This is a genomic window from Klebsiella sp. CSG-1 (assembly GCF_056521145.1).
The window spans coordinates 601859-621976 of the sequence record NZ_JBWNLD010000002.1; the positions used below are offsets into that span (position 1 = coordinate 601859).

Genomic DNA, 20118 nt, shown 5'->3' on the forward strand with positions numbered 1-20118 from the left:
ACTCCTGGTCTGTCCCGTTATCCTCACGTTGTCTCTTTGCCGGCTGGCTCGCTGGCCGCCGCGAGATAATCCGAATTAACGGGGATCACTTCTATTCGCTGAATCTGTAGGCCGTCGTCCGCCACAATCTGCAGCGTGTCGCTGTGGCACTGCGGACAGCGCCGCACGTGCTGCGAGATGAGTTGCACGTACTGCTGGCAGGATTCGCACCAGCATTCGGCCTGTTGTTCGGCAATATGCAGTTCGCAGCCTTCCGCCAGCGTGCCGCGGCACACCAGCTCAAAACAGAAGGTCAATGCGCTGGCTTCCACGCAGGAAAATGCGCCGACCTTCAGCCACACGCCGGTAACCCGACGCGCGCCGGCCTGCTGCGCCTGCTGTTCAATAATTTCCAGCGCCCGCTGGCTAAGAGTGATTTCGTGCATGGTCGCCTCCGTATCGCGATGGGCCATATATGCAATAACGATGCCAGGTCATCGCTACTGTCGGATCAACTGTCGATGACGACAGCTGACGGATGTCATCGACATGTCAGCACCACGCCGTGTTTTTATTAAAGTCATTAAATATCAACAAATTAAAATTTGGCATGGAAAATGCTTGTACGGTGCATCTCATGCAACCGGGGAGACCGAGATGACTATTTGGGAAATAAGTGAAAAGGCGGACTACATCGCCGACCGTCACCGCCGCTATCAGGATCAGTGGCGCCAGTACTGCAATTCGCTGGTTCAGGGCATCACCCTGTCAAAAGCGCGTTTGCATCATGCGATGAGCTGCGCGCCGGACAAAGAGCTGTGCTTCGTCCTGTTTGAACATTTTCAGGTGTATGTCGCGCTGGCGGAAGGGTTCAACAACCACACCATCGAGTACTACGTCGAAACGCGCAATGGTGATGATAAGCGCTTGATTGCTCAGGCAACGCTGGCATCCGACGGTACCGTTGACGGCCGGATCAGCAACCGTTCGCGCGAACAGGTGCTGGAACATTACCTGGCCATTATTGCCAGCGTCTATGACCGTCTGTATGACGCCATGGAACACGACCAGCCGGTGGATTTAAGCCATCTGGCGCTGGCCCATTAATCGTAAGGTGTCGACACGTGTCGAAAATGACATCTGAACTCCCTGATTTCGTCAAAAATGACTTTCACCCGAGGATTGCCCGGTGAACCGTTTTGTAATTGCTGACTCCACCGTCTGTATCGGCTGCCGCACCTGCGAAGCCGCCTGCTCAGAGACGCATCGCCAGTACGGCCTGCAGGCCATGCCGCGACTACAGGTCATGCGTAATGAAAAAGAATCGGCGCCGCAAATGTGCCACCACTGCGAAGACGCCCCCTGCGCCGCGGTGTGTCCGGTTAATGCTATCAATCGCGTCGATGGCGCGGTTCAGCTGAATGAAAGCCTGTGCGTAAGCTGCAAGCTGTGCGCCATTGCCTGCCCGTTCGGGGCGATTGAATTTTCCGGCAGTCGTCCGCTGGATATTCCGGCCAACGCCAATACCCCTATGGCGCCCGCTGCGCCGCCGGCGCCAGCCCGCGTCAGTTCGCTGCTCGACTGGGTGCCCGGCGTGCGCGCTATCGCCGTGAAATGCGACCTGTGCCATTTCGATGAGCAGGGACCCGCCTGCGTGCGTACCTGTCCGACGAAAGCGCTGCTGCTGGTGGATATCCGCGATATCGCCCAGGCCAGCAAGCGCAAGCGTGAGCTGACCTTTAATACCGACCTCGGCGATTTGTCGCTGTTTCAGTCGCAACAGGAGGGCGTGAAATGAGCGTGATCTCTTTAGTGAATCAGGCGGTGCTGTGGTATGCCGCCAGCGGCGTGCTGGCATTTATCTTTACCCTGAGAAAACCGTTAAGCGGTGCGATTGCCGGGATCGGCGGCGCGGTGGCCAGCGCGATGCTGATCGTCGCCGCCCTCGCGACGCTGATAACCCCTGAGCAGGTGAGCGACGGCATGCTGCAGATGCTCTCTTTACCGGTTCGGGTGAACGGCATCAATGCGCTATGGCTGCTCGCCATTGGCCTCAGCGCACTGCCCATCGCCCTGTTTAATATCGTCTGGCACCGTCATTCGCAGGTGAAAGCCAACGGTCTGTTGGTCAATCTGCTGCTGGCTTCGGCAACTTGTGCCGTGGTGGCAACCAACTTCGGCACGCTGGTGGTGATGGCGGAGATGATGGCCCTGTGCGGGGCATTTCTGACCGGCTGCGCGCAATCCGCAAAGCTGTGGTTTGCGTTGGGACGTCTGGGAACGCTGCTGATGGCGTGGAGCTGCTGGCTGGTGTGGTCGTTCTACGGCACCCTCGACCTGGGGCAGATTAGCCTGCTCGCCGCCCATGCCCCGCAAAATATGCTGCTGTGGCTGCCGGCGCTCGTCGGTTTCGCGCTGCTGGCGGGCGTTATCCCGCTGCACGGCTGGGCGCCGCAGGCGCACGCCGGGGCCAGCGCGCCGGCCGCCGCGCTGTTCTCCACAGTGGTGATGAAAGTCGGTCTGTTTGGCATCTTAACGGTCTCGCTTGCCGGGAGCGCGCCGCCGCTGTGGTGGGGCGTGTTGCTGCTGGTCGTGGGGATGATAACCGCGTTTATCGGCGGACTGTATGCCCTGATGGAGCACAATATTCAGCGTCTGCTGGCTTATCACACCCTCGAAAATATCGGCATTATTTTGCTGGGGCTTGGCGCCTTCGTCACCGGTCTGGCGCTCAACAGCAGTAGCCTGATGGTGCTGGGTTTCATCGGCGGCATGTACCACCTGATCAACCACAGTGTGTTCAAAACGACGCTGTTCCTTGGCGCCGGCGCCGTGTGGTTCCGTACCGGCCACCGCGATATCGAAAAACTGGGCGGGATGGGCAAAAGAATGCCGCTGATTTCGCTCTCTATGTTGGTCGGCCTGATGGCGATGGCTGCGCTGCCGCCGCTGAACGGCTTTGCCGGCGAGTGGGTTATCTACCAGTCCTTCTTCAAACTGAGCACCAGCGACGCCTTTATCGGCCGTCTGCTTGGGCCGCTGCTTGCCGTTGGCCTGGCGATTACCGGCGCGCTGGCGGTGATGTGTATGGCGAAAGTGTACGGCGTGACCTTCCTCGGCGCACCGCGGACTCCGGAAGCGGAGAACGCCACCCGCGCCCCGCTGCTGATGACGGTCAGCGTGGTACTCGCCGCGCTCTGCTGCGTGGCGGGCGGGGTCGCCGCGCCGTGGCTGTTGACGCTGGTCGGCGGGGTACTACCGGTTCAGGCGCAGGTCTCAAGCGTGGTGTCGCAGCCGCTGATCGCCATTCTGCTGCTGGCCTGTCCGCTGCTGCCGTTCCTGCTGATGATCTTCTTTAAAGGCGACCGTCTGCCTGCGCGCTCCCGCGGTGCGGCATGGGTCTGCGGCTACGACCATGAAAAATCGATGGTCATCACCGCTCATGGTTTTGCCATGCCGGTTAAAGAGGCCTTCGCGCCGCTGCTGAAATTGCGTCACTGGCTGAATCCGGTACGTCTGGTTCCCGGCTGGCAGTCCGCCTCGGCGCCCGCGCTGTTCCGCGGCGTGGCGTTAGTCGAGCTGGCGGCGCTGGTGGTCATTGTCATTTCGCGAGGAGCCTGAGAATGAGCGTTTTAATTGCACTATTACAGGCGCTGCTGCTGTTTGCCGCCGCGCCCCTGCTGTCCGGCATCACCCGCGTAGCCCGCGCTCGCTTGCATAATCGCCGCGGTCCGGGCGTGCTGCAGGAGTACCGGGATATCTTCAAGCTGCTGGGCCGCCAGAGCGTCGGGCCGGATGTTTCCGGCTGGGTCTTTCGCCTGACCCCCTTCGTGATGGTCGGCGTGATGTTGACCATTGCCAGCGCGCTGCCGGTGGTGACCGTCTCGTCGCCGCTGGCGGGACTGGGCGATCTGATTACGCTGATCTACCTGTTCGCGATTGCCCGTTTCTTCTTTGCGATTGCCGGTCTGGATACCGGTAGCCCGTTTACCGCGATCGGCGCCAGCCGCGAAGCGATGCTCGGCGTGCTGGTGGAGCCGATTCTGCTGCTGGGCCTATGGGTTGCGGCGCAGGTTGCCGGCTCCACGCACATCAGCCAGATCGCCGCCACCATTTATCACTGGCCCGCAGCCCACTCGGTACCGCTGGTCCTGGCGCTGTGCGCCTGCGCGTTCGCCACCTTTATCGAAATGGGCAAGCTGCCGTTCGACCTGGCGGAAGCGGAGCAGGAGCTGCAGGAAGGGCCGCTGACCGAATACAGCGGCAGCGGCTTTGCGGTACTGAAATGGGGCATCAGCCTCAAACAGCTGGTCGTGCTGCAGATGTTTGTCGGCGTCTTTATTCCGTGGGGAGCGATGACCAGTTTTAGCCTCGGCGGCCTGCTGCTGGCGCTGGTCGCTGCCATCGTCAAGCTGGTGGCAGGCGTGCTGGTTATCGCGCTGTTTGAAAACAGCATGGCGCGTCTGCGTTTTTGTGCCACTTCCCGCGTTACCTGGGCCGGTTTTGGCTTTGCGTTTTTAGCTTTCGTCTCCTTGCTGGCGGCGTGATTAAGAGAGTTTGAGCATGTCTGAAGAAAAAATCGGTCAACACTATCTCGCCGCGCTGCATCAGGCCTTCCCGGGCGTGGTGCTCGACGAAGCCTGGCAGACCAAAGATCAGCTCACCGTGACGGTGAAGGTCAACTATCTCCCGGAAGTCGTGGAGTTTCTCTACTACCAGCAGGGCGGCTGGCTGTCGGTGCTGTTCGGTAACGACGAACGTAAGCTTAACGGCCACTATGCCGTGTATTACGTGCTGTCGATGGAGCAGGGGACCCGGTGCTGGATCACCGTGCGCGTCGAAGTGGATGCCGACAAGCCGGAATATCCGTCGGTGACGCCGCGGGTGCCTGCCGCCGTCTGGGGCGAGCGCGAAGTGCGCGATATGTACGGTCTGATACCGGTGGGACTGCCGGATGAGCGCCGGCTGGTGCTGCCGGACGACTGGCCTGATGAACTTTATCCGCTGCGTAAAGACAGCATGGATTATCGTCAGCGTCCGGCGCCGACCACCGATGCGGAAACCTACGAGTTCATCAACGAGCTGGGTAGTAAGAAAAATAACGTGGTGCCGATTGGCCCGCTGCACGTCACCTCCGATGAACCCGGCCATTTCCGCCTGTTTGTCGACGGCGAGAATATTATCGACGCCGATTACCGCCTGTTCTATGTCCATCGGGGCATGGAAAAGCTGGCGGAAACCCGCATGGGTTATAACGAAGTGACCTTCCTGTCGGACAGGGTGTGCGGTATCTGCGGCTTTGCCCACAGTACGGCCTATACCACCTCCGTCGAGAATGCGATGGGGATCGTCGTCCCGGAACGTGCGCAGATGATCCGCGCCATCCTGTTGGAAGTGGAACGCCTGCACTCGCACCTGCTGAACCTCGGCCTCGCCTGCCACTTCACCGGTTTTGACTCCGGGTTTATGCAGTTCTTCCGCGTGCGTGAGACGTCAATGAAGATGGCGGAGATTCTCACCGGGGCGCGTAAAACCTACGGGATGAACCTGATTGGTGGCATCCGTCGCGACCTGCTGAAAGAGGACATGATCCAGACAAGAGCGCTGGCGCAGCAGATGCGCCGCGACGTGCAGGAGCTGGTCGATATGCTGCTCAGCACGCCGAATATGGAGCAGCGTACCGTGGGGATTGGCCGCCTCGACCCGCAAATCGCCCGTGATTTCAGCAACGTCGGCCCGATGGTGCGCGCCAGCGGCCACGCCCGCGACACCCGCGCCGACCACCCGTTTGTCGGTTACGGCCTGCTGCCGATGGAAGTGCACAGCGAACAGGGCTGCGACGTGATTTCGCGTCTGAAGGTACGTATCAACGAAGTCTACACTGCGCTGAATATGATCGACTTCGGCCTCGATAATCTGCCGGGCGGCCCGCTGGCGGTGGAAGGCTTTACCTATATCCCGCACCGTTTTGCGCTGGGCTTCTCGGAAGCGCCGCGCGGGGATGATATCCACTGGAGCATGACCGGCGACAATCAGAAACTGTACCGCTGGCGCTGCCGGGCGGCCACCTACGCCAACTGGCCGACCCTGCGCTATATGCTGCGCGGCAACACCGTCTCCGACGCTCCGCTGATTATCGGTAGCCTCGATCCTTGCTACTCCTGTACCGACCGCATGACCGTGGTCGATGTGCGGAAGAAAAAAAGCAAAGTGGTGCCGTACAAAGAGCTGGAGCGCTACAGCATCGAGCGTAAAAACTCGCCGCTGAAATAAGGAATCGCCATGTTTACCTTTATCAAAAAAGTGATCAAAACCGGCAACGCGACGCACGCTTATCCGCTGGAGCCGATGCCGGTAGATAAAAACTTTCGCGGCAAACCGGAACATACGCCGCAGCAGTGTATCGGCTGCGCGGCCTGCGTGAACGCCTGCCCGTCGAACGCGCTGACGGTGGAAACGGACCTGGTGACGCGCGAGCTTGCCTGGCAGTTCAACCTCGGGCGCTGCATCTTCTGCGGCCGCTGCGAAGAGGTGTGTCCGACGGCGGCCATCAAGCTATCGCAGGAGTATGAACTGGCGGTGTGGAAGAAAGAGGATTTCCTCCAGCAGTCGCGCTTTGCCATCTGCCATTGCCGGGTGTGCGAACGCCCGTTCGCCGTACAAAAAGAGATCGACTACGCCATTGCGCTGCTCGGGCACAACGGCGATACCCGCGCCGAGCTCCATCGCGAAAGCTTCGAGACCTGCCCGGAGTGTAAACGCCAGAAGTGCCTGGTGCCGTCCGACCGTATTGAACTGACTCGCCATATGAGAGAGGCCAGCTGATGAGCAACTTACTAGGCCCGCGCGATGAAAACGGCATTCCGCTGCCGATGACGGTGGAGGAGTCCATCGCCAGCATGAAGGCATCGCTGCTGAAGAAAATTAAGCGTTCCGCCTACGTCTATCGCGTGGACTGCGGCGGCTGCAACGGCTGCGAAATCGAGATTTTCGCCACCCTGTCACCGCTGTTTGATGCCGAACGCTTCGGGATCAAAGTGGTGCCGTCACCGCGCCATGCCGATATTCTGCTGTTTACCGGCGCGGTGACTCGCGCCATGCGTTCGCCGGCGCTGCGTGCCTGGCAGTCGGCGCCGGATCCGAAAATCTGCATCTCCTACGGCGCCTGCGGCAACAGCGGCGGTATTTTCCACGACCTTTACTGCGTGTGGGGCGGAACCGACAAAATTGTTCCGGTGGATGTCTATATTCCGGGCTGTCCGCCGACTCCTGCCGCCACGCTATACGGCTTTGCGATGGCGCTGGGTCTGCTGGAACAGAAAATTCATGCCCGTCTACCGGGCGAGCAGGATGACAAAGCGGCGGAAATTCTCCACCCCGGCATGGTGCAGCCGCTGCGCGTGCGTATCGACCGCGAAGCGCGTCGCCTGGCGGGCTATCGCTATGGCCGCCAGATTGCCGATGACTATATGCGCCTGCTGGCGCAGGGCGATAGTCAGGTGGTGCGCTGGCTGGAGGCGGAAAAAGATCCGCGTCTGACCGAGATAGTCACCCATCTGAACCAGGTGGTCGAGGGGGCGCGTATCCGATGAGCGAGACGGTGGTGTTCAGTCAGCTGAGCCGTAAATTTATTGATGAGAACGACGCGACGCCCGATCAGGCGCAGCAGGTGGTCTATTACAGCCTGGCGATTGGCCACCACCTCGGCGTCATCGACTGTCTGGAGGCGGCGCTAAGCTGCCCGTGGCAGGCATATCTGGCGTGGATTGCCACTCTCGAAGAGGGCAGCACCGCGCGGCGTAAAATGGAAGGCGTGCCGAAGTACGGCGAGATAGTGATCGACAGCAATCATGTCACGATGCTCGCCAACGCCTTCGATAAAGCGCAGGCCCGGCAGACCCCCGAGCAGCAGGCGTGGAGCAAAACGATGCTCAGCATGCTGCACGATATTCACCAGGAAAGCGCCATCTATCTGATGGTGAGGAGACTCCGTGACTGACGTTTTACTTTGTGTTGGCAACAGCATGATGGGCGATGATGGCGCAGGCCCGCTGTTGGCGGAGATGTGCACCGCCAACCCGGTCGGTGAATGGGTGGTGATTGATGGCGGCAGCGCCCCGGAAAACGACATCGTCGCCATTCGCGAACTGCGTCCCGAGCGCCTGCTGATCGTCGATGCCACCGATATGGGACTCAACCCCGGAGAAATCCGCCTCGTTGACCCGGACGATATTGCCGAAATGTTTATGATGACCACCCACAATATGCCGCTTAACTATCTGATTGATCAGTTGCAAGAGGACGTGGGGGAGGTGATTTTTCTTGGGATTCAGCCGGATATCGTCGGTTTTTATTACCCGATGACCCAGCCCATTAAGGATGCGGTAGCGACGGTGTATGCGCGGCTGGATGGGTGGGCTGGCGACGGCGGATTTTCCGCGCTCTGAGCCATGCCCGGTGGCGCTGCGCTTACCGGGCCTACGGTCTTGTAGGCCGCTGCAAGCGCAGCGGCCCCGGCGAGTTCCCGCAGGCGGCGCCGCGCACCTGCCGGGCTCCTGGCTTACCGGGCCTACGGTCTTGTAGGCCGGAGCAAGCGCAGCGCCGCCCGGCAATACGCGCTACTCGAGGTCTTCACCGTTGCTGGCAATCACCTTCTTGTACCACCAGAACGATTTTTTACGCTTGCGCTCAAGCGTACCGTTGCCGGCATCATCGCGATCGACATAGACAAAGCCGTAGCGCTTGCTCATCTCGCCGGTTGAGGCAGAAACCAGATCGATACAGCCCCAGCTGGTGTAGCCCATTACCGGGATCCCGTCCTCGATAGCATCGCGCATCGCTTTGATATGCTCGCGCAAATAGCTGATGCGATAGTCATCGTGAATCTCGCCGTTGCCATCAATCTCGTCGCGGGCGCCGAGGCCGTTTTCCACCAGGAACAGCGGCTTCTGATAGCGGTCATACATCATATTCATAGTGATGCGCAGGCCGAGCGGGTCAATGCCCCAGCCCCATTCACTGGCCTGAATATGCGGGTTCTTCAGTGATTTAACGATATTGGCAGCGTTGGTGTTATGCGCATTCATCTCTGCTGAGGCACAGCGCGAGGCGTAATAGCTGAAAGAGACAAAATCCACGGTATGCTTGAGAATCTCGTCATCGCCCGGCTCTTTGGCGATCACGACCCCTTTTTCACGGAATACCCGCGCTGCCCATACCGGGTAGGCGCCGCGCGCCTGAACATCGATAAAGAACAGGTTCTCCCGGTCCTTTTCCAGCGCCATCCACACATCTTCCGGCTTACAGGACCAGGGATAAAAATTGCCGCCCGCCAGCATACAGCCGACCTGGTTGTGCGGGTTAACCTCGTGGGCGATTTGGGTGGCCAGCGCGCTGGCCACCAGCTCGTGGTGAGCCGCCTGGTACTTCACCTGCTCCTGGTTCTCTCCCTCTTCAAACACCAATCCGGCGCCGGAGTAGGGACTATGGAGCATGATGTTGATTTCGTTGAAGGTGAGCCAGTATTTCACCAGCCCGTCGAAGGCTTCAAAGCAGGTGCGGGCGTAGCGGGTAAAGAACTCCACCATTTTACGATTGCGCCATGAACCGTATTCAATGACCAGATGCATCGGCACATCGAAGTGGCAAAGGGTTACCAGCGGCTCAATCCCGTACTTTTTGCACTCTTCAAACAGCGAGCGATAAAAGGCGATCCCTTCTTGATTCGGCTCCAGCTCATCGCCGTTGGGATACAGGCGGCTCCAGGCAATTGAGGTGCGAAAGACGCTAAAGCCCATCTCAGCCATCAGGGCGATATCTTCTTTGTAGCGATGATAAAAATCGATGGCCTCGTGGCTCGGGTAAAATTCATCGTCACGCAGCTGAAAACGCTTCTCCAGCCCGAGCTTAACCGGCATGCGGTTCGCGCCGTGGGGCAGCGTATCCACGGTGGTCAGCCCTTTGCCGCCCTCGAGATACCCCCCTTCAGACTGGTTTGCGGCCAGCGCGCCGCCCCATAAAAACCCGTGTGGAAAAGTCGACATGCGTTACCTCGCTTGCAAAAAAATAGTGTTCAGACGTGTGATGGTCGGGTCGTGGTCTGGCGCGCTCTGGCATCGGCTGCGGCCTCTTCTACCGGGATATCTTCAAAGCCGAGCAGCAGCGTCAGTACGAATGAGAGCACCACCGCCAGCGCCATCACGCCGAAGACCCAGACGATAGACATCGGGTTAGCCGGGTCAAAGAACTGGACGCTGGTGAACAGGCCCGGCGCCGCCATCGAGTGGCTGGCAAGCCCGGCAATACCGGCCACCGCACCGCAGATGAAGCCGCTGATCAGGCTGGCGATGAGCGGACGTTTGAGCCGCACCGCGACACCGTACAGCGCCGGTTCGGAGATACCGGCCAGAATGGCGGAGGCCGCGGCCGCCAGCGCAGTCTGGCGCAGCTCCGGATTTTTAGTTTTCCAGGCTACCGCCAGCGATGAGCCGCCCAGCGACAGGTTGGCGCCGATTTCTGACGGCATCACCATCCCTTCTTTACCGGTTTCCGCAATGGTCTGAATAATGGTCGGGGTGAAAACGCGGTGCATCCCGGTCATCACCAGCAGCGGCCACAGGGCGCCCATAATGGCCACCGACAGCCAGCCCAGATAGCTATGAATGGTGTACACCAGCGCGGAGATGGCGCTGCCGATCCAGATCCCGAGCGGCCCTATCAGCAGGATCGCCAGCAGAGCGGCGATCAGCACGATCAGCATCGGCTTGAGGAAGTTTTTCGTCACCGCCGGAGTAATGCGATCGACCCAGCGTTCGATATATGACAGGCACCAGGTCATCACCAGCGCCGGAATGACGGTATAGGTGTATTTCACCGCTGTCACCGGAATAAAGGCGAACTCGACGTGCTCACCCTGGGCCGCTTTTGCCATCAGCTCAATAAAGCTCGGATGGACCAGCACCCCGGCAATGGCAATCGCCAGCGACATATTGGTTTTGAATTTTACCGCCGCAGAGGCGGCGACCATCAGCGGCAGGAAGAAAAAGGCGCCGTCGCCGATAACGGTCAAAATGGTCAGCGTGGGCGAACCTTTAGGCAGGACGCCGCTCATCTCGAGGATCATCGCCAGCAGTTTGACCATCGATCCGCCGATGATGGCAGGGATCAGCGGTGACATGGTGCCGATCAGCGCATCGAGGATCCCGGCGCCGATACGTTTTAACGTCAGCGGCGGTTTTCCCTGAGGTTCCGCGGGGCGCATATTGTCCGGCAGCAGATTGACCACTTCGCGAAACGCCTGCGATACCGTATTGCCGATGATCACCTGACACTGATTGTCGCTGCGCACCACGCCAAGAACGCCTTTCAGGCTTTTCAGCGCGGCGCTGTCCACCCGCGCATCATCTTTGACCACAAAACGCAGACGGGTCATACAGTGGGTGACTGCCGTGATGTTATCCGCCCCACCTGTTGCCGTCAGAATTTGCTTTGCCAGGGCTGCGTAATTTTTAGACATCGGATTTTATCCTGTTTAATCAATAGGGTACTGGCTGGTTATCGCACCTGAGGATCGTGCGCTATCAGGGATATATAGGAAACCGGTTCCACAAAATCATGATGAGTTTCATTTGTTCTAACAAGATCTAAAAAAATCATTTTTAAGTTTTGTGATTTTGATCGCTATGTGAAATGAAAAAGAATCTGCGCTGCGCGCGAGTCAAAGCTGTAAAACGGCGAGGCGTGCAGTACACTGCGGGCATCTTTTGCAACAGGAAGAACAACATGGCAACGATGCTGGAGGTGGCGAAACGCGCGGGAGTATCGAAGGCGACCGTTTCCCGGGTACTGTCGGGCAACGGCTATGTCAGCCAGGAAACGAAAGATCGCGTATTTCAGGCCGTAGCGGAAAGCGGCTACCGGCCCAATCTGCTGGCGCGTAATCTGGCTACCAAAAAGAGCCAGACGCTGGGGCTGGTGGTAACCAACACCCTTTATCACGGGGTCTATTTTAGCGAGTTGTTGTTTCACGTTGCGCGGATGACGGAAGACAAGGGACGGCAGCTGATTCTGGCCGACGGCAAGCACAGCGCGGAAGAAGAGCGCGAGGCGATCCAGTACCTGCTCGACCTGCGCTGCGATGCCATTATCATCTATCCGCGTTTTCTCAGCGTTGATGAAATGGATGAAATCGTAGAAAACCAGCCGCAGCCGATTATGGTGCTCAACCGCCGACTGCGGCGCAACGCCAGCCACTGCGTCTGGTCCGATCAAAAAGCCTCGGCGTTTACGGCGGTCGAAAAACTGATTGCCCACGGCCATCGTGATATCGCGTTTATCACCGGCTCGCTGGATTCGCCTACCGGGATTGAACGCCTTTCCGGCTATAAAGATGCGCTGACGAAACACGGGATTTCGCTGCATAATGACCTGATCGTTGAGGGCAAATGGACCCCGGAAAGCGGCGCTGCTGGCGTAGAGACGCTGCGTCAGCGCGATGCCCGTTACAGTGCGCTGGTGGCGAGCAATGACGACATGGCAATTGGCGCGATGAAGCAGCTACATCAGCAGGGCGTGCGGATTCCGCAACAGGTCTCGGTCATCGGCTTCGATGATATCGTGTTGGCGCCGTATATGGTTCCGGCGCTCTCCAGCGTCAAGATACCGGTGACGGAGATGATCAAGGAGAGCATTAACCGACTGATCTTTATGCTCGACGGCGGTGATTTAAAATATCAGCAAACCTTCCCCGGCGAGCTGCTTGAACGTGACTCTATTGCCCCGGGACCGTTCGCCTGACGTCGTCATCTGTCATCGTCAGATGTGACGATGACAGAATCTGTTCCCCGCCTATATGTGATTCATTTCCTTTATTATCAGTGCGATAAAAGTTGGAACGTATTATGCATACTCCGCCGCGTAACCTTCTTACTGCTGGAGAAATGGATGAACCGTTTCATTATTGCCGACGCGAGCAAATGCATCGGCTGCCGCACCTGTGAAGTGGCCTGCGTGGTCTCTCATCAGGAAAATCAGGACTGCGCCGCGCTGACGCCAAAATCCTTCTTACCGCGTATCCATGTGATCAAAGGCGTCAACGTCTCGACGGCGACCGCCTGCCGCCAATGTGAAGACGCGCCGTGCGCCAACGTCTGTCCGAACGGCGCGATCGCCAGGGATAAAGGCTTTATTCACGTGATGCAGGAGCGCTGCATCGGCTGCAAAACCTGCGTGGTGGCCTGTCCGTACGGCGCGATGGAGGTGGTGGTGCGTCCGGTGATTCGTCATAGCGGTGCCGGGCTGAACGTGATGGCGGAAAAAGCGGAAGCCAATAAATGCGATCTTTGCCATCACCGGGAGGAGGGCCCCGCCTGTATAGAGGCCTGCCCGACGCATGCGCTGATTTGCGTGGACCGCAATAAGCTTGAGCAGATGAATATCGAAAAACGTCGTCGTACGGCGCTGGCCTGGTAAGGCGGCACGATGAACGGGGTGCAGATTCGCATTCGCGGTAAAGTGCAGGGGGTGGGCTTCCGCCCCTTTGTCTGGCAGCTGGCGCAGCAGTCAGCTCGCTGCGGCGACGTATGTAACGACGGTGACGGCGTACTGGTGCGCCTGTTGGGCGATGAGGCGGCGTTTCTCGCCGCGCTGACCCGCCGCTGCCCGCCGCTGGCGCGTATCGACAGCGTGGAAACCCGGCCGTTTCACTGGCGTACGCCGCCGCAGGATTTCGCCATCCGCGAAAGCGGCGGCGGAAGTATGCGTACCCAGATTGTGCCCGATGCGGCCACCTGCCCGGCGTGCCTGGCGGAGATGAACAATCCGCAGGAGCGCCGCTATCGCTACCCGTTTATTAACTGTACTCACTGTGGGCCGCGTTTCACCATTATTCGCGCGATGCCCTATGACCGCCCCTTTACCTCGATGGCTCCTTTTCCGCTCTGTCCGCGCTGCGAGGCCGAGTACCGCCACCCTGGCGACCGACGTTTTCATGCTCAGCCGGTAGCCTGCGCCGACTGCGGCCCGCGTCTGGAGTGGCGCGCGCAAGGCGAGTCGCTGGTCGGAGAAGCGGCATTGCAGGCGGCGATTCATCAGCTACAGGCCGGGCAGATTGTCGCCATCAAGGGCGTGGGCGGTTTTCATCTGGTGTGCGATGCCGGCAATCCGCGCGCGGTGGCGGCGTTACGCGCACGCAAACATCGTCCGGCAAAGCCGCTGGCGGTGATGCTGCCGGCGGCGGATGGCCTGGCGGAAGCGGCGCAGGCGTTACTGACTTCACCCGCGGCGCCCATCGTATTGATAGAGAAATCGCAGGTCGATGGCCTGTGTGACGACATTGCGCCAGCGCTGAGTGAAGTGGGGGTGATGCTGCCATCTAATCCGTTGCAGCATCTGGTTTTGCAGGCGTTGGCGCGCCCTCTGGTGATGACCTCCGGCAACCTGAGCGGGCGGCCGCCGGCGATCGCCAACGCCGATGCGCTGCGCGATTTGGCCGGGATTGCCGATGGCTTTCTGCTGCACAACCGCGATATCGTGCAGCGGATGGACGACTCGGTGATGCGGCAAAGTGGTGAAATGCTACGGCGTTCGCGGGGCTATGTGCCTGACGCAATGCCGTTACCGCCGGGGTTTCACGACGTGCCGCCGCTGCTGTGCCTCGGCGCCGATATGAAAAATACCTTTTGTCTGGCGCGCGGAGAGCAGGCGGTAGTGAGTCAGCACTTCGGCGACCTCGGCGATGAAGGCGTAGAACAGCAGTGGCATCAGGCGCGGCGTCTGATGCAGGCGGTTTATGGCTTTACCCCCAGTCTGGTGGTCAGCGATGCGCATCCGGGCTACCGTTCGACGCAGTGGGCGGCCTCGTTGGCGCTGCCGGTTGAGCGCGTCCTGCATCACCATGCTCATGCCGCCGCCTGCCTGGCGGAACACGGCTGGCCGCTGGATGGCGGCGATGTGATTGCCGTGGTCCTCGACGGTATCGGCATGGGGGAAAACGGCGCGCTGTGGGGCGGCGAGTGCCTGCGGGTGAATTACCGGCAGTGCGAACGCCTGGGCGGACTGCCAGCGGTGGCGCTCCCCGGCGGCGATCTGGCGGCTCGTCAACCGTGGCGTAATTTGCTGGCCCACTGCCTGGCCTACGTTGACGACTGGCAAAACGATGCGCAAACCGCGGCGCTGCGCCAGCACAACTGGCCGCTGCTGGCGCGGGCTATTGAGCGGGGAATGAATGCGCCGAAGGCGTCATCCTGCGGGCGCCTGTTCGATGCGGTGGCCTGCGCGCTGGGCTGCGCGCCGGATAGCCTGAGCTATGAGGGGGAGGCGGCCTGCCGGCTGGAGGCGTTGGCCACCGCCTGCGATGGCGTTGCGCATCCTGTTCGCCTGCCGTGGCAGGCGGGGGAGCTGGATCTGGCCGCGTTCTGGCCGCAGTGGCTGGGGTGGCGGGCGAGCCGTGAACAAAAAGCCTGGGCTTTTCACGATGCGCTGGCCCGCGGAGTGGCAGAGATGGCGCGCGATTGTGCAATGTCGCGCGGGATGACTACGTTGGCATTCAGCGGCGGCGTGTTGCATAACCGGCTGCTGGTCTCACGATTGACCTTTTATCTGGCGGATTTTACTCTGCTGTTTCCGCAGCAGCTACCTGCCGGAGATGGGGCAATCGCGTTTGGTCAGGCGGTCGTGGCCGCGGCCCGTCGGCAGGCTCACAGGATATCATCATGATCGTGACAATTTTACGCCAGCAGCCGCGTGCCGCTGCGCTGGTGCTGGGACTGATTGTGGCAAATCTGCTCGCCTGGGGTTGGGCCTGGCAGGCGTTTGGCGATAGCGGCGCGCTGATGGCGGCGAGTCTGCTGGCCTGGGGGTACGGATTGCGCCATGCGGTCGATGCCGACCATATCGCGGCGATCGACAGCGTCACCCGCAAAATGATGCAACAGGGGCGGCGGCCTTTTGCCGTCGGAGCCTGGTTTTCGTTTGGCCACTCGTCGATTGTGGTGCTGGCTTCGGCGGCGATTGCCGCGACCGCCACCGCTTTCGGCCAGCAGATGAACTGGCTTCACGATACCGGCAGCGTGATTGGCACAGCGATCTCGGCGCTGTTTTTATTGCTGATGGCGTTTATCAACCTGGTGATTTTACGCAGCGTCTGGCGCAGTTTTCGCGCGTGGAAGAGAGGCGGCAAGGTGAGCGATGAGGTGGCGGCCGGCGGCGGCATGATGAGCTGGCTGTTCGGTAAAACCTTCCGCCTGATTAGTCGCAGCTGGCAGATGTACCTGGTCGGCTTTTTGTTCGGCCTCGGTTTTGATACCGCGACAGAGATCGGCGTACTGGGGATTTCTGCCGCCAGCGCGTCAAGCGGCATGTCCATCTGGTCGATCATGGTCTTTCCGGCGCTGTTTGCCAGCGGCATGGCGCTGGTGGATACCCTCGATAATGTGCTGATGGTCGGCGCCTACGGCTGGGCGTTTAGCAAACCGCAGCGCAAGCTCTATTACAATATGACCATTACCGGTACGTCGGTGGTGGTGGCGTTATTTATCGGTGGTCTGGAAGCGCTGGGGCTGCTGATGGACAAGTTTTCGCTCAGCGGCGGGCTATGGCGCTGGGTCGGCGCGCTGAACGATAATCTCGGCGACGCCGGTTTTGTGGTTATCGGGCTGTTTGTCGCCTGCTGGGTGCTGTCGGTGCTCAATTACCGCTGGCGCGGATACGATAATCTGGCGCAGTAGGTCGGGGATATCGTCCCGGCTCGCGCTGCGCTTAGCTGGGCTACCTGAGGTCGGATGGCATGCTGCCCGGCGGCGCTGCGCTTGCGCGGGCCTACGGGACGAATGCCGGACGGCAGGTCGGGTAAGCGTCGCGGCGCCCGGCAAAATACCGGCGCAGAATCTGTAGCCCGGGTAGGCGTTGCGCCGCCCGGCAAAATACCGACGCAGAATCTGTAGCCCGGGTAAGCGTCGCGGCGTCCGGCGAAATACCGGCGCAGAATCTGTAGCCCGGGTAAGGCGTTTACGCCGCCACCCGGGAATAACGCCCGTTCGGGCAGCTTAACGTACCAATTGTTTGAGCAATGCAAAGGCCTCCTTCATTCGCTCCTTGCTGACCACAAAAGCACGCAGCTGGCATGTTGCCCGGCGGCGCTGCGCTTGCGCGGGCCTACGGGACGAATGCCGAACGGCAGGCCGGGTAAGCGTCGCGGCACCCGGCGAAATACCGGCGTAGAATCTGTAGCCCGGGTAAGGCGTTTACGCCGCCACCCGGGAATAACGCCCGTTCGGGCAGCTTAACGTATCAATTGTTTGAGCAATGCAAAGGCCTCCTTCATTCGCTCCTCGCTGACCACAAAAGCACGCAGCTGGCATGTTGCCCGGCGGCGCTGCGCTTGCGCGGGCCTACGGGACAAATGCCGAACGGCAGGCCGGGTAAGCGTCGCGGCGCCCGGAGAAATACCGGCGCAGACTCTGTAGCCCGGGTAAGGCGTTTACGCCGCCACCCGGGAATAACGCCCGCTCGGGCAGCTTAACGTACCAATTGTTTGAGTAATGCAAAGGCCTCCTTCATTCGCTCCTCGCTGACCACAAAAGCACGCAGCTGGTTCTCCGCATCCACGCCTTTAGCCACCAGGCCGTCGTTGGCGGCAACGATATTCCACGTTAGGTCTTCGCGCCGCGTATCTCCGGCCAGATGCAGCGGCAGATCCGGGGTTTTCACCTTCACCAGCATCGGCGGCAGCGTCAGTTCGCTCGCCTGTGACAGCAGGTTTTTAGCGAGGCACATCGCGCTCAGTAAAATCGGCTGCAGAAATGGCAGGACGCTGCCATTGATTTCCGCGCAGTCGCCGAGGGCGTAAATTGCCGGATCGCTGGTTTGCAGCCGGCTGTTCACCACCACGCCACGACGAATCAGCAACCCGGCATGGCGCGCCAGAGCCGTTTCCGGGCGTAGACCGGCGGCGGCGACCACCGCATCGACGGTGACGCTGCGCTGGCGGTCGAGGCTGACGCGAATGCCGTCGGCGGTTTGCTCCAGCCCTGCAAGCTGGGTTTTCAGCATCAGGTGCACGCCTATATCGGTTAACCGATGCTGCAGGCGGCTGCTGACCTCCGGCGGCATCAACGCTGAGAGCACGCTGGCGGAGTTATCGACTACCGTCACCGCCTTCCCGGCGCGGCAGAAGTCCATCGCCAGCTCGCAGCCAATCAGACCGCCGCCGACGATCAGCACGCGTTGCGCATCGTGGAGCTGACTCTGCGCGGCGCCGTAGTCGCGTTGGCTGTTGAGGGTCAGCATCAGCTCATGTCCGGGTACCGGCGGAATAAACGGCGCGGCGCCGGTCGCCAGCACCAGCTTGTCGTAGCGCCACTCGCGATCCTGGCTTTTGACCACTTTGGCCTCGGCGTCGATATTGCTCACCCGGACGTGGGGGAACAGGCGCAGGTTATACTGTTCGGCAAACTCCCCGGCGGTTTGCAGGGTCAGATCCTCGGCATTCTGACCGCGGCTGATGACGTGGCTGAGATCCGGTTTGTTATACTCATCCATGCTGTCGGCAGCGATCAGCGTCAGCGGAATGTGCGTATCCTGCTTACGAATATTTTTCACCAGTTGACGGGCCGCGAAGCCCGAGCCGATGATCACGATACCATCACTCATTTTGCCTCCGTTGCCAGGACATCAAATACCTCTTTACCGAGAGAGCATTCCGGGCACAGGAAGTTATCCGGGACCTCGCTCCACGGCGTCCCCGGCTGGACATCCTGGTTCGGCTCGCCTGTCGCCGGATCGTAAACCCACTGGCAGACGCTGCACTGCATCGACGGGCCGAGATCGGCTGCCGCAGCGGCGGCACAAGCGCAGTTTTCCTGTTCCGGCGCGCTCTGTGCTGCGGCGACCGGCAGCGGCGAGAGCGCCCACTGGCGGGCAATTTCACGGCCATGTTCGCGGCACAGTTCCAGCGCGTCGAGGTCCGGGCGCCATTTCGCCTTCAGGCTCAGCGACATTTCAAAACCGGCATCCTGTAAACGGGTGGACAGGCGATCGACCGCACCGCCGCTCCAGCCGTGAGAGCCGAAGGCGCTGGCGCGCTTATTGCGAAAACGCAGGCCGGTCATCTCCTCCACCAGGCCGGCGATTTTCGGCATCATCACGTTATTCATGGTCGAGGTGCCCACTAACACTCCTTTTGAGCGGAAGACGTTGGTCAGAATTTCGTTTTTGTCGCTGCGGGCGACGTTAAAGATTTTTACCGCTACGCGCGGGTCCACGTCGGTAATTCCCTGGGCGATGGCATCGGCCATCATGCGGGTGTTGTTGGACATGGTGTCGTAGAAGAGAGTGATGCGATCTTCCTGATAATCCGCCGCCCATTTCAGGTACAGCTCGACGATTTGCGTCGGATTGTCGCGCCAGACCACGCCGTGGGAGGTGGCTATCATGTCGACCGGCAGGTTGAAGCCGAGGATTTCGGTGATTTTTGGCGTCACCAGGCGGCTGAACGGCGTCAGGATATTGGCGTAGTAGCGCTGGCACTGTTCGAACAGCTCGGTCTGATCGACTTCGTCATTAAACAGGTGCTCGTCGCAGTAGTGTTGGCCGAAGGCGTCGTTGCTGAACAGTACCGCGTCGCCGGTCATGTAGGTCATCATGCTGTCCGGCCAGTGCAACATTGGCGTTTCGACGAAGATCAGCTGCTTGCCATTGCCGATGTCGAGGCTGTCGCCGGTTTTCACCACGTTAAAGTTCCACTCCGGGTGATGGTGATGGCCGGTTATGGAGTCAATGGCGTTGGCGGTGCAGTAAATCGGAGTATCCGGGATACTGTTCATCAGCTCGGTTAGCGCACCGGCATGGTCTTCTTCCGCGTGGTTAATCACGATGTAGTCAATATCGGCAAGATCGATCTCGCTACGCAGGTTCTGCACGAACTCGCGGCTGAATTTATGATCGACGGTATCAATCAGCACATTTTTCTCTTCACGGATGAGATAGCTGTTATAGCTGCTGCCGCGCAGCGTTTTGTATTCGGTGCCGTGAAAATCACGCACTTCCCAGTCACGTTGGCCAACCCAATGAATATTATTTTTAACCAGAATAGACATAGCAACCTCAATTAATTCAGCGTGTTCAAATAAGATGAGTTGCTTA

18 protein-coding genes and 2 pseudogenes are annotated in these 20118 nt (G+C 59.9%); 13 read left to right on the plus strand and 7 right to left on the minus strand.

The annotated features are described in order from the left end of the window. Positions 1–23: 23 nt before the first annotated feature. On the minus strand, positions 24–425 hold the full coding sequence (gene hypA, locus AC007G_RS07400; RefSeq protein WP_046853524.1) for a hydrogenase maturation nickel metallochaperone HypA: 402 nt from the start codon (positions 423–425) through the stop codon (positions 24–26). A gap of 211 nt (positions 426–636) precedes the next feature. Here hypA and hycA point away from each other — a divergent pair, with 211 nt between their 5' ends. The 9 genes from hycA to hycI all read left to right on the plus strand — a co-directional run bounded on the left by hycA (position 637) and on the right by hycI (position 8426). Next, positions 637–1086: a formate hydrogenlyase regulator HycA gene (gene hycA, locus AC007G_RS07405; protein WP_032691080.1), complete on the plus strand. Its 450-nt coding sequence runs from the start codon at positions 637–639 to the stop codon at positions 1084–1086. An 82-nt stretch (positions 1087–1168) separates the two neighbouring features. After that, positions 1169–1777: a 4Fe-4S dicluster domain-containing protein gene (locus AC007G_RS07410; RefSeq protein WP_004866887.1), complete on the plus strand. Its 609-nt coding sequence runs from the start codon at positions 1169–1171 to the stop codon at positions 1775–1777. After that, entirely contained in the window at positions 1774–3600 is a 1827-nt protein-coding gene (gene hycC / locus AC007G_RS07415; protein WP_046853525.1) for a formate hydrogenlyase subunit 3, read from the plus strand. The genes AC007G_RS07410 and hycC overlap by 4 nt, the downstream gene beginning before the upstream one ends. 2 nt (positions 3601–3602) lie before the next feature. Continuing rightward, positions 3603–4526, plus strand: a complete 924-nt coding sequence (locus AC007G_RS07420; protein WP_032696776.1) for a respiratory chain complex I subunit 1 family protein — start codon at positions 3603–3605, stop codon at positions 4524–4526. 16 nt (positions 4527–4542) lie between these two features. Continuing rightward, positions 4543–6252, plus strand: coding sequence for a formate hydrogenlyase subunit HycE (gene hycE / locus AC007G_RS07425; protein WP_032690989.1), 1710 nt, complete (start codon positions 4543–4545; stop codon positions 6250–6252). A gap of 9 nt (positions 6253–6261) precedes the next feature. Continuing rightward, positions 6262–6804 carry a formate hydrogenlyase complex iron-sulfur subunit gene (locus AC007G_RS07430; protein ID WP_004866880.1) on the plus strand — a complete coding sequence of 181 codons (543 nt, stop codon included), beginning with the start codon at positions 6262–6264 and terminating at the stop codon, positions 6802–6804. Then, complete coding sequence (locus AC007G_RS07435; RefSeq protein ID WP_032690990.1) at positions 6804–7571, plus strand: NADH-quinone oxidoreductase subunit B family protein; 768 nt, start codon at positions 6804–6806, stop codon at positions 7569–7571. Before AC007G_RS07430 ends, AC007G_RS07435 begins: the two co-directional genes overlap by 1 nt. Continuing rightward, positions 7568–7978 carry a formate hydrogenlyase maturation HycH family protein gene (locus tag AC007G_RS07440; protein ID WP_032690991.1) on the plus strand — a complete coding sequence of 137 codons (411 nt, stop codon included), beginning with the start codon at positions 7568–7570 and terminating at the stop codon, positions 7976–7978. The genes AC007G_RS07435 and AC007G_RS07440 overlap by 4 nt, the downstream gene beginning before the upstream one ends. Continuing rightward, positions 7971–8426: a hydrogenase maturation peptidase HycI gene (gene hycI, locus AC007G_RS07445; protein WP_132467371.1), complete on the plus strand. Its 456-nt coding sequence runs from the start codon at positions 7971–7973 to the stop codon at positions 8424–8426. The genes AC007G_RS07440 and hycI overlap by 8 nt, the downstream gene beginning before the upstream one ends. 171 nt (positions 8427–8597) lie before the next feature. Here hycI and AC007G_RS07450 read toward each other — a convergent pair whose 3' ends face one another. Then, positions 8598–10022, minus strand: coding sequence for a 6-phospho-beta-glucosidase (locus AC007G_RS07450; protein WP_133960081.1), 1425 nt, complete (start codon positions 10020–10022; stop codon positions 8598–8600). A 29-nt stretch (positions 10023–10051) separates the two neighbouring features. Then, positions 10052–11494, minus strand: a complete 1443-nt coding sequence (gene ascF, locus AC007G_RS07455) for a PTS cellobiose/arbutin/salicin transporter subunit IIBC (protein ID WP_479466577.1) — start codon at positions 11492–11494, stop codon at positions 10052–10054. A 266-nt stretch (positions 11495–11760) separates the two neighbouring features. On the opposite strand from ascF, the gene AC007G_RS07460 reads away from it, so the two are divergent. The 4 genes from AC007G_RS07460 (at position 11761) to AC007G_RS07475 (ending at position 16703) form a co-directional block, all read left to right on the plus strand. Continuing rightward, the gene (locus AC007G_RS07460; protein ID WP_047663408.1) at positions 11761–12774 is read left to right on the plus strand and encodes a LacI family DNA-binding transcriptional regulator; all 1014 of its coding nucleotides are present in this window, start codon (positions 11761–11763) and stop codon (positions 12772–12774) included. A 147-nt stretch (positions 12775–12921) separates the two neighbouring features. Then, on the plus strand, positions 12922–13449 hold the full coding sequence (hydN, locus tag AC007G_RS07465) for an electron transport protein HydN (protein WP_032690996.1): 528 nt from the start codon (positions 12922–12924) through the stop codon (positions 13447–13449). A 9-nt stretch (positions 13450–13458) separates the two neighbouring features. Beyond that, positions 13459–15693 carry a carbamoyltransferase HypF gene (gene hypF / locus AC007G_RS07470; protein ID WP_142629819.1) on the plus strand — a complete coding sequence of 745 codons (2235 nt, stop codon included), beginning with the start codon at positions 13459–13461 and terminating at the stop codon, positions 15691–15693. Beyond that, complete coding sequence (locus AC007G_RS07475) at positions 15690–16703, plus strand: HoxN/HupN/NixA family nickel/cobalt transporter (RefSeq protein ID WP_032690998.1); 1014 nt, start codon at positions 15690–15692, stop codon at positions 16701–16703. Before hypF ends, AC007G_RS07475 begins: the two co-directional genes overlap by 4 nt. A gap of 318 nt (positions 16704–17021) precedes the next feature. Here AC007G_RS07475 and AC007G_RS07480 read toward each other — a convergent pair. The 4 genes and pseudogenes from AC007G_RS07480 to norV form a co-directional block, all read right to left on the minus strand. Then, positions 17022–17096 (minus strand): annotated as a pseudogene (locus AC007G_RS07480) (hypothetical protein); the annotation flags it as partial. A gap of 161 nt (positions 17097–17257) precedes the next feature. After that, a pseudogene (locus tag AC007G_RS07485) lies at positions 17258–17332 on the minus strand (hypothetical protein); the annotation flags it as partial. A 161-nt stretch (positions 17333–17493) separates the two neighbouring features. Continuing rightward, complete coding sequence (gene norW, locus AC007G_RS07490; RefSeq protein WP_032696780.1) at positions 17494–18627, minus strand: NADH:flavorubredoxin reductase NorW; 1134 nt, start codon at positions 18625–18627, stop codon at positions 17494–17496. Beyond that, on the minus strand, positions 18624–20072 hold the full coding sequence (norV, locus tag AC007G_RS07495; protein ID WP_032691000.1) for an anaerobic nitric oxide reductase flavorubredoxin: 1449 nt from the start codon (positions 20070–20072) through the stop codon (positions 18624–18626). The genes norW and norV overlap by 4 nt, the downstream gene beginning before the upstream one ends. Between the last annotated feature and the right edge of the window lie 46 nt (positions 20073–20118).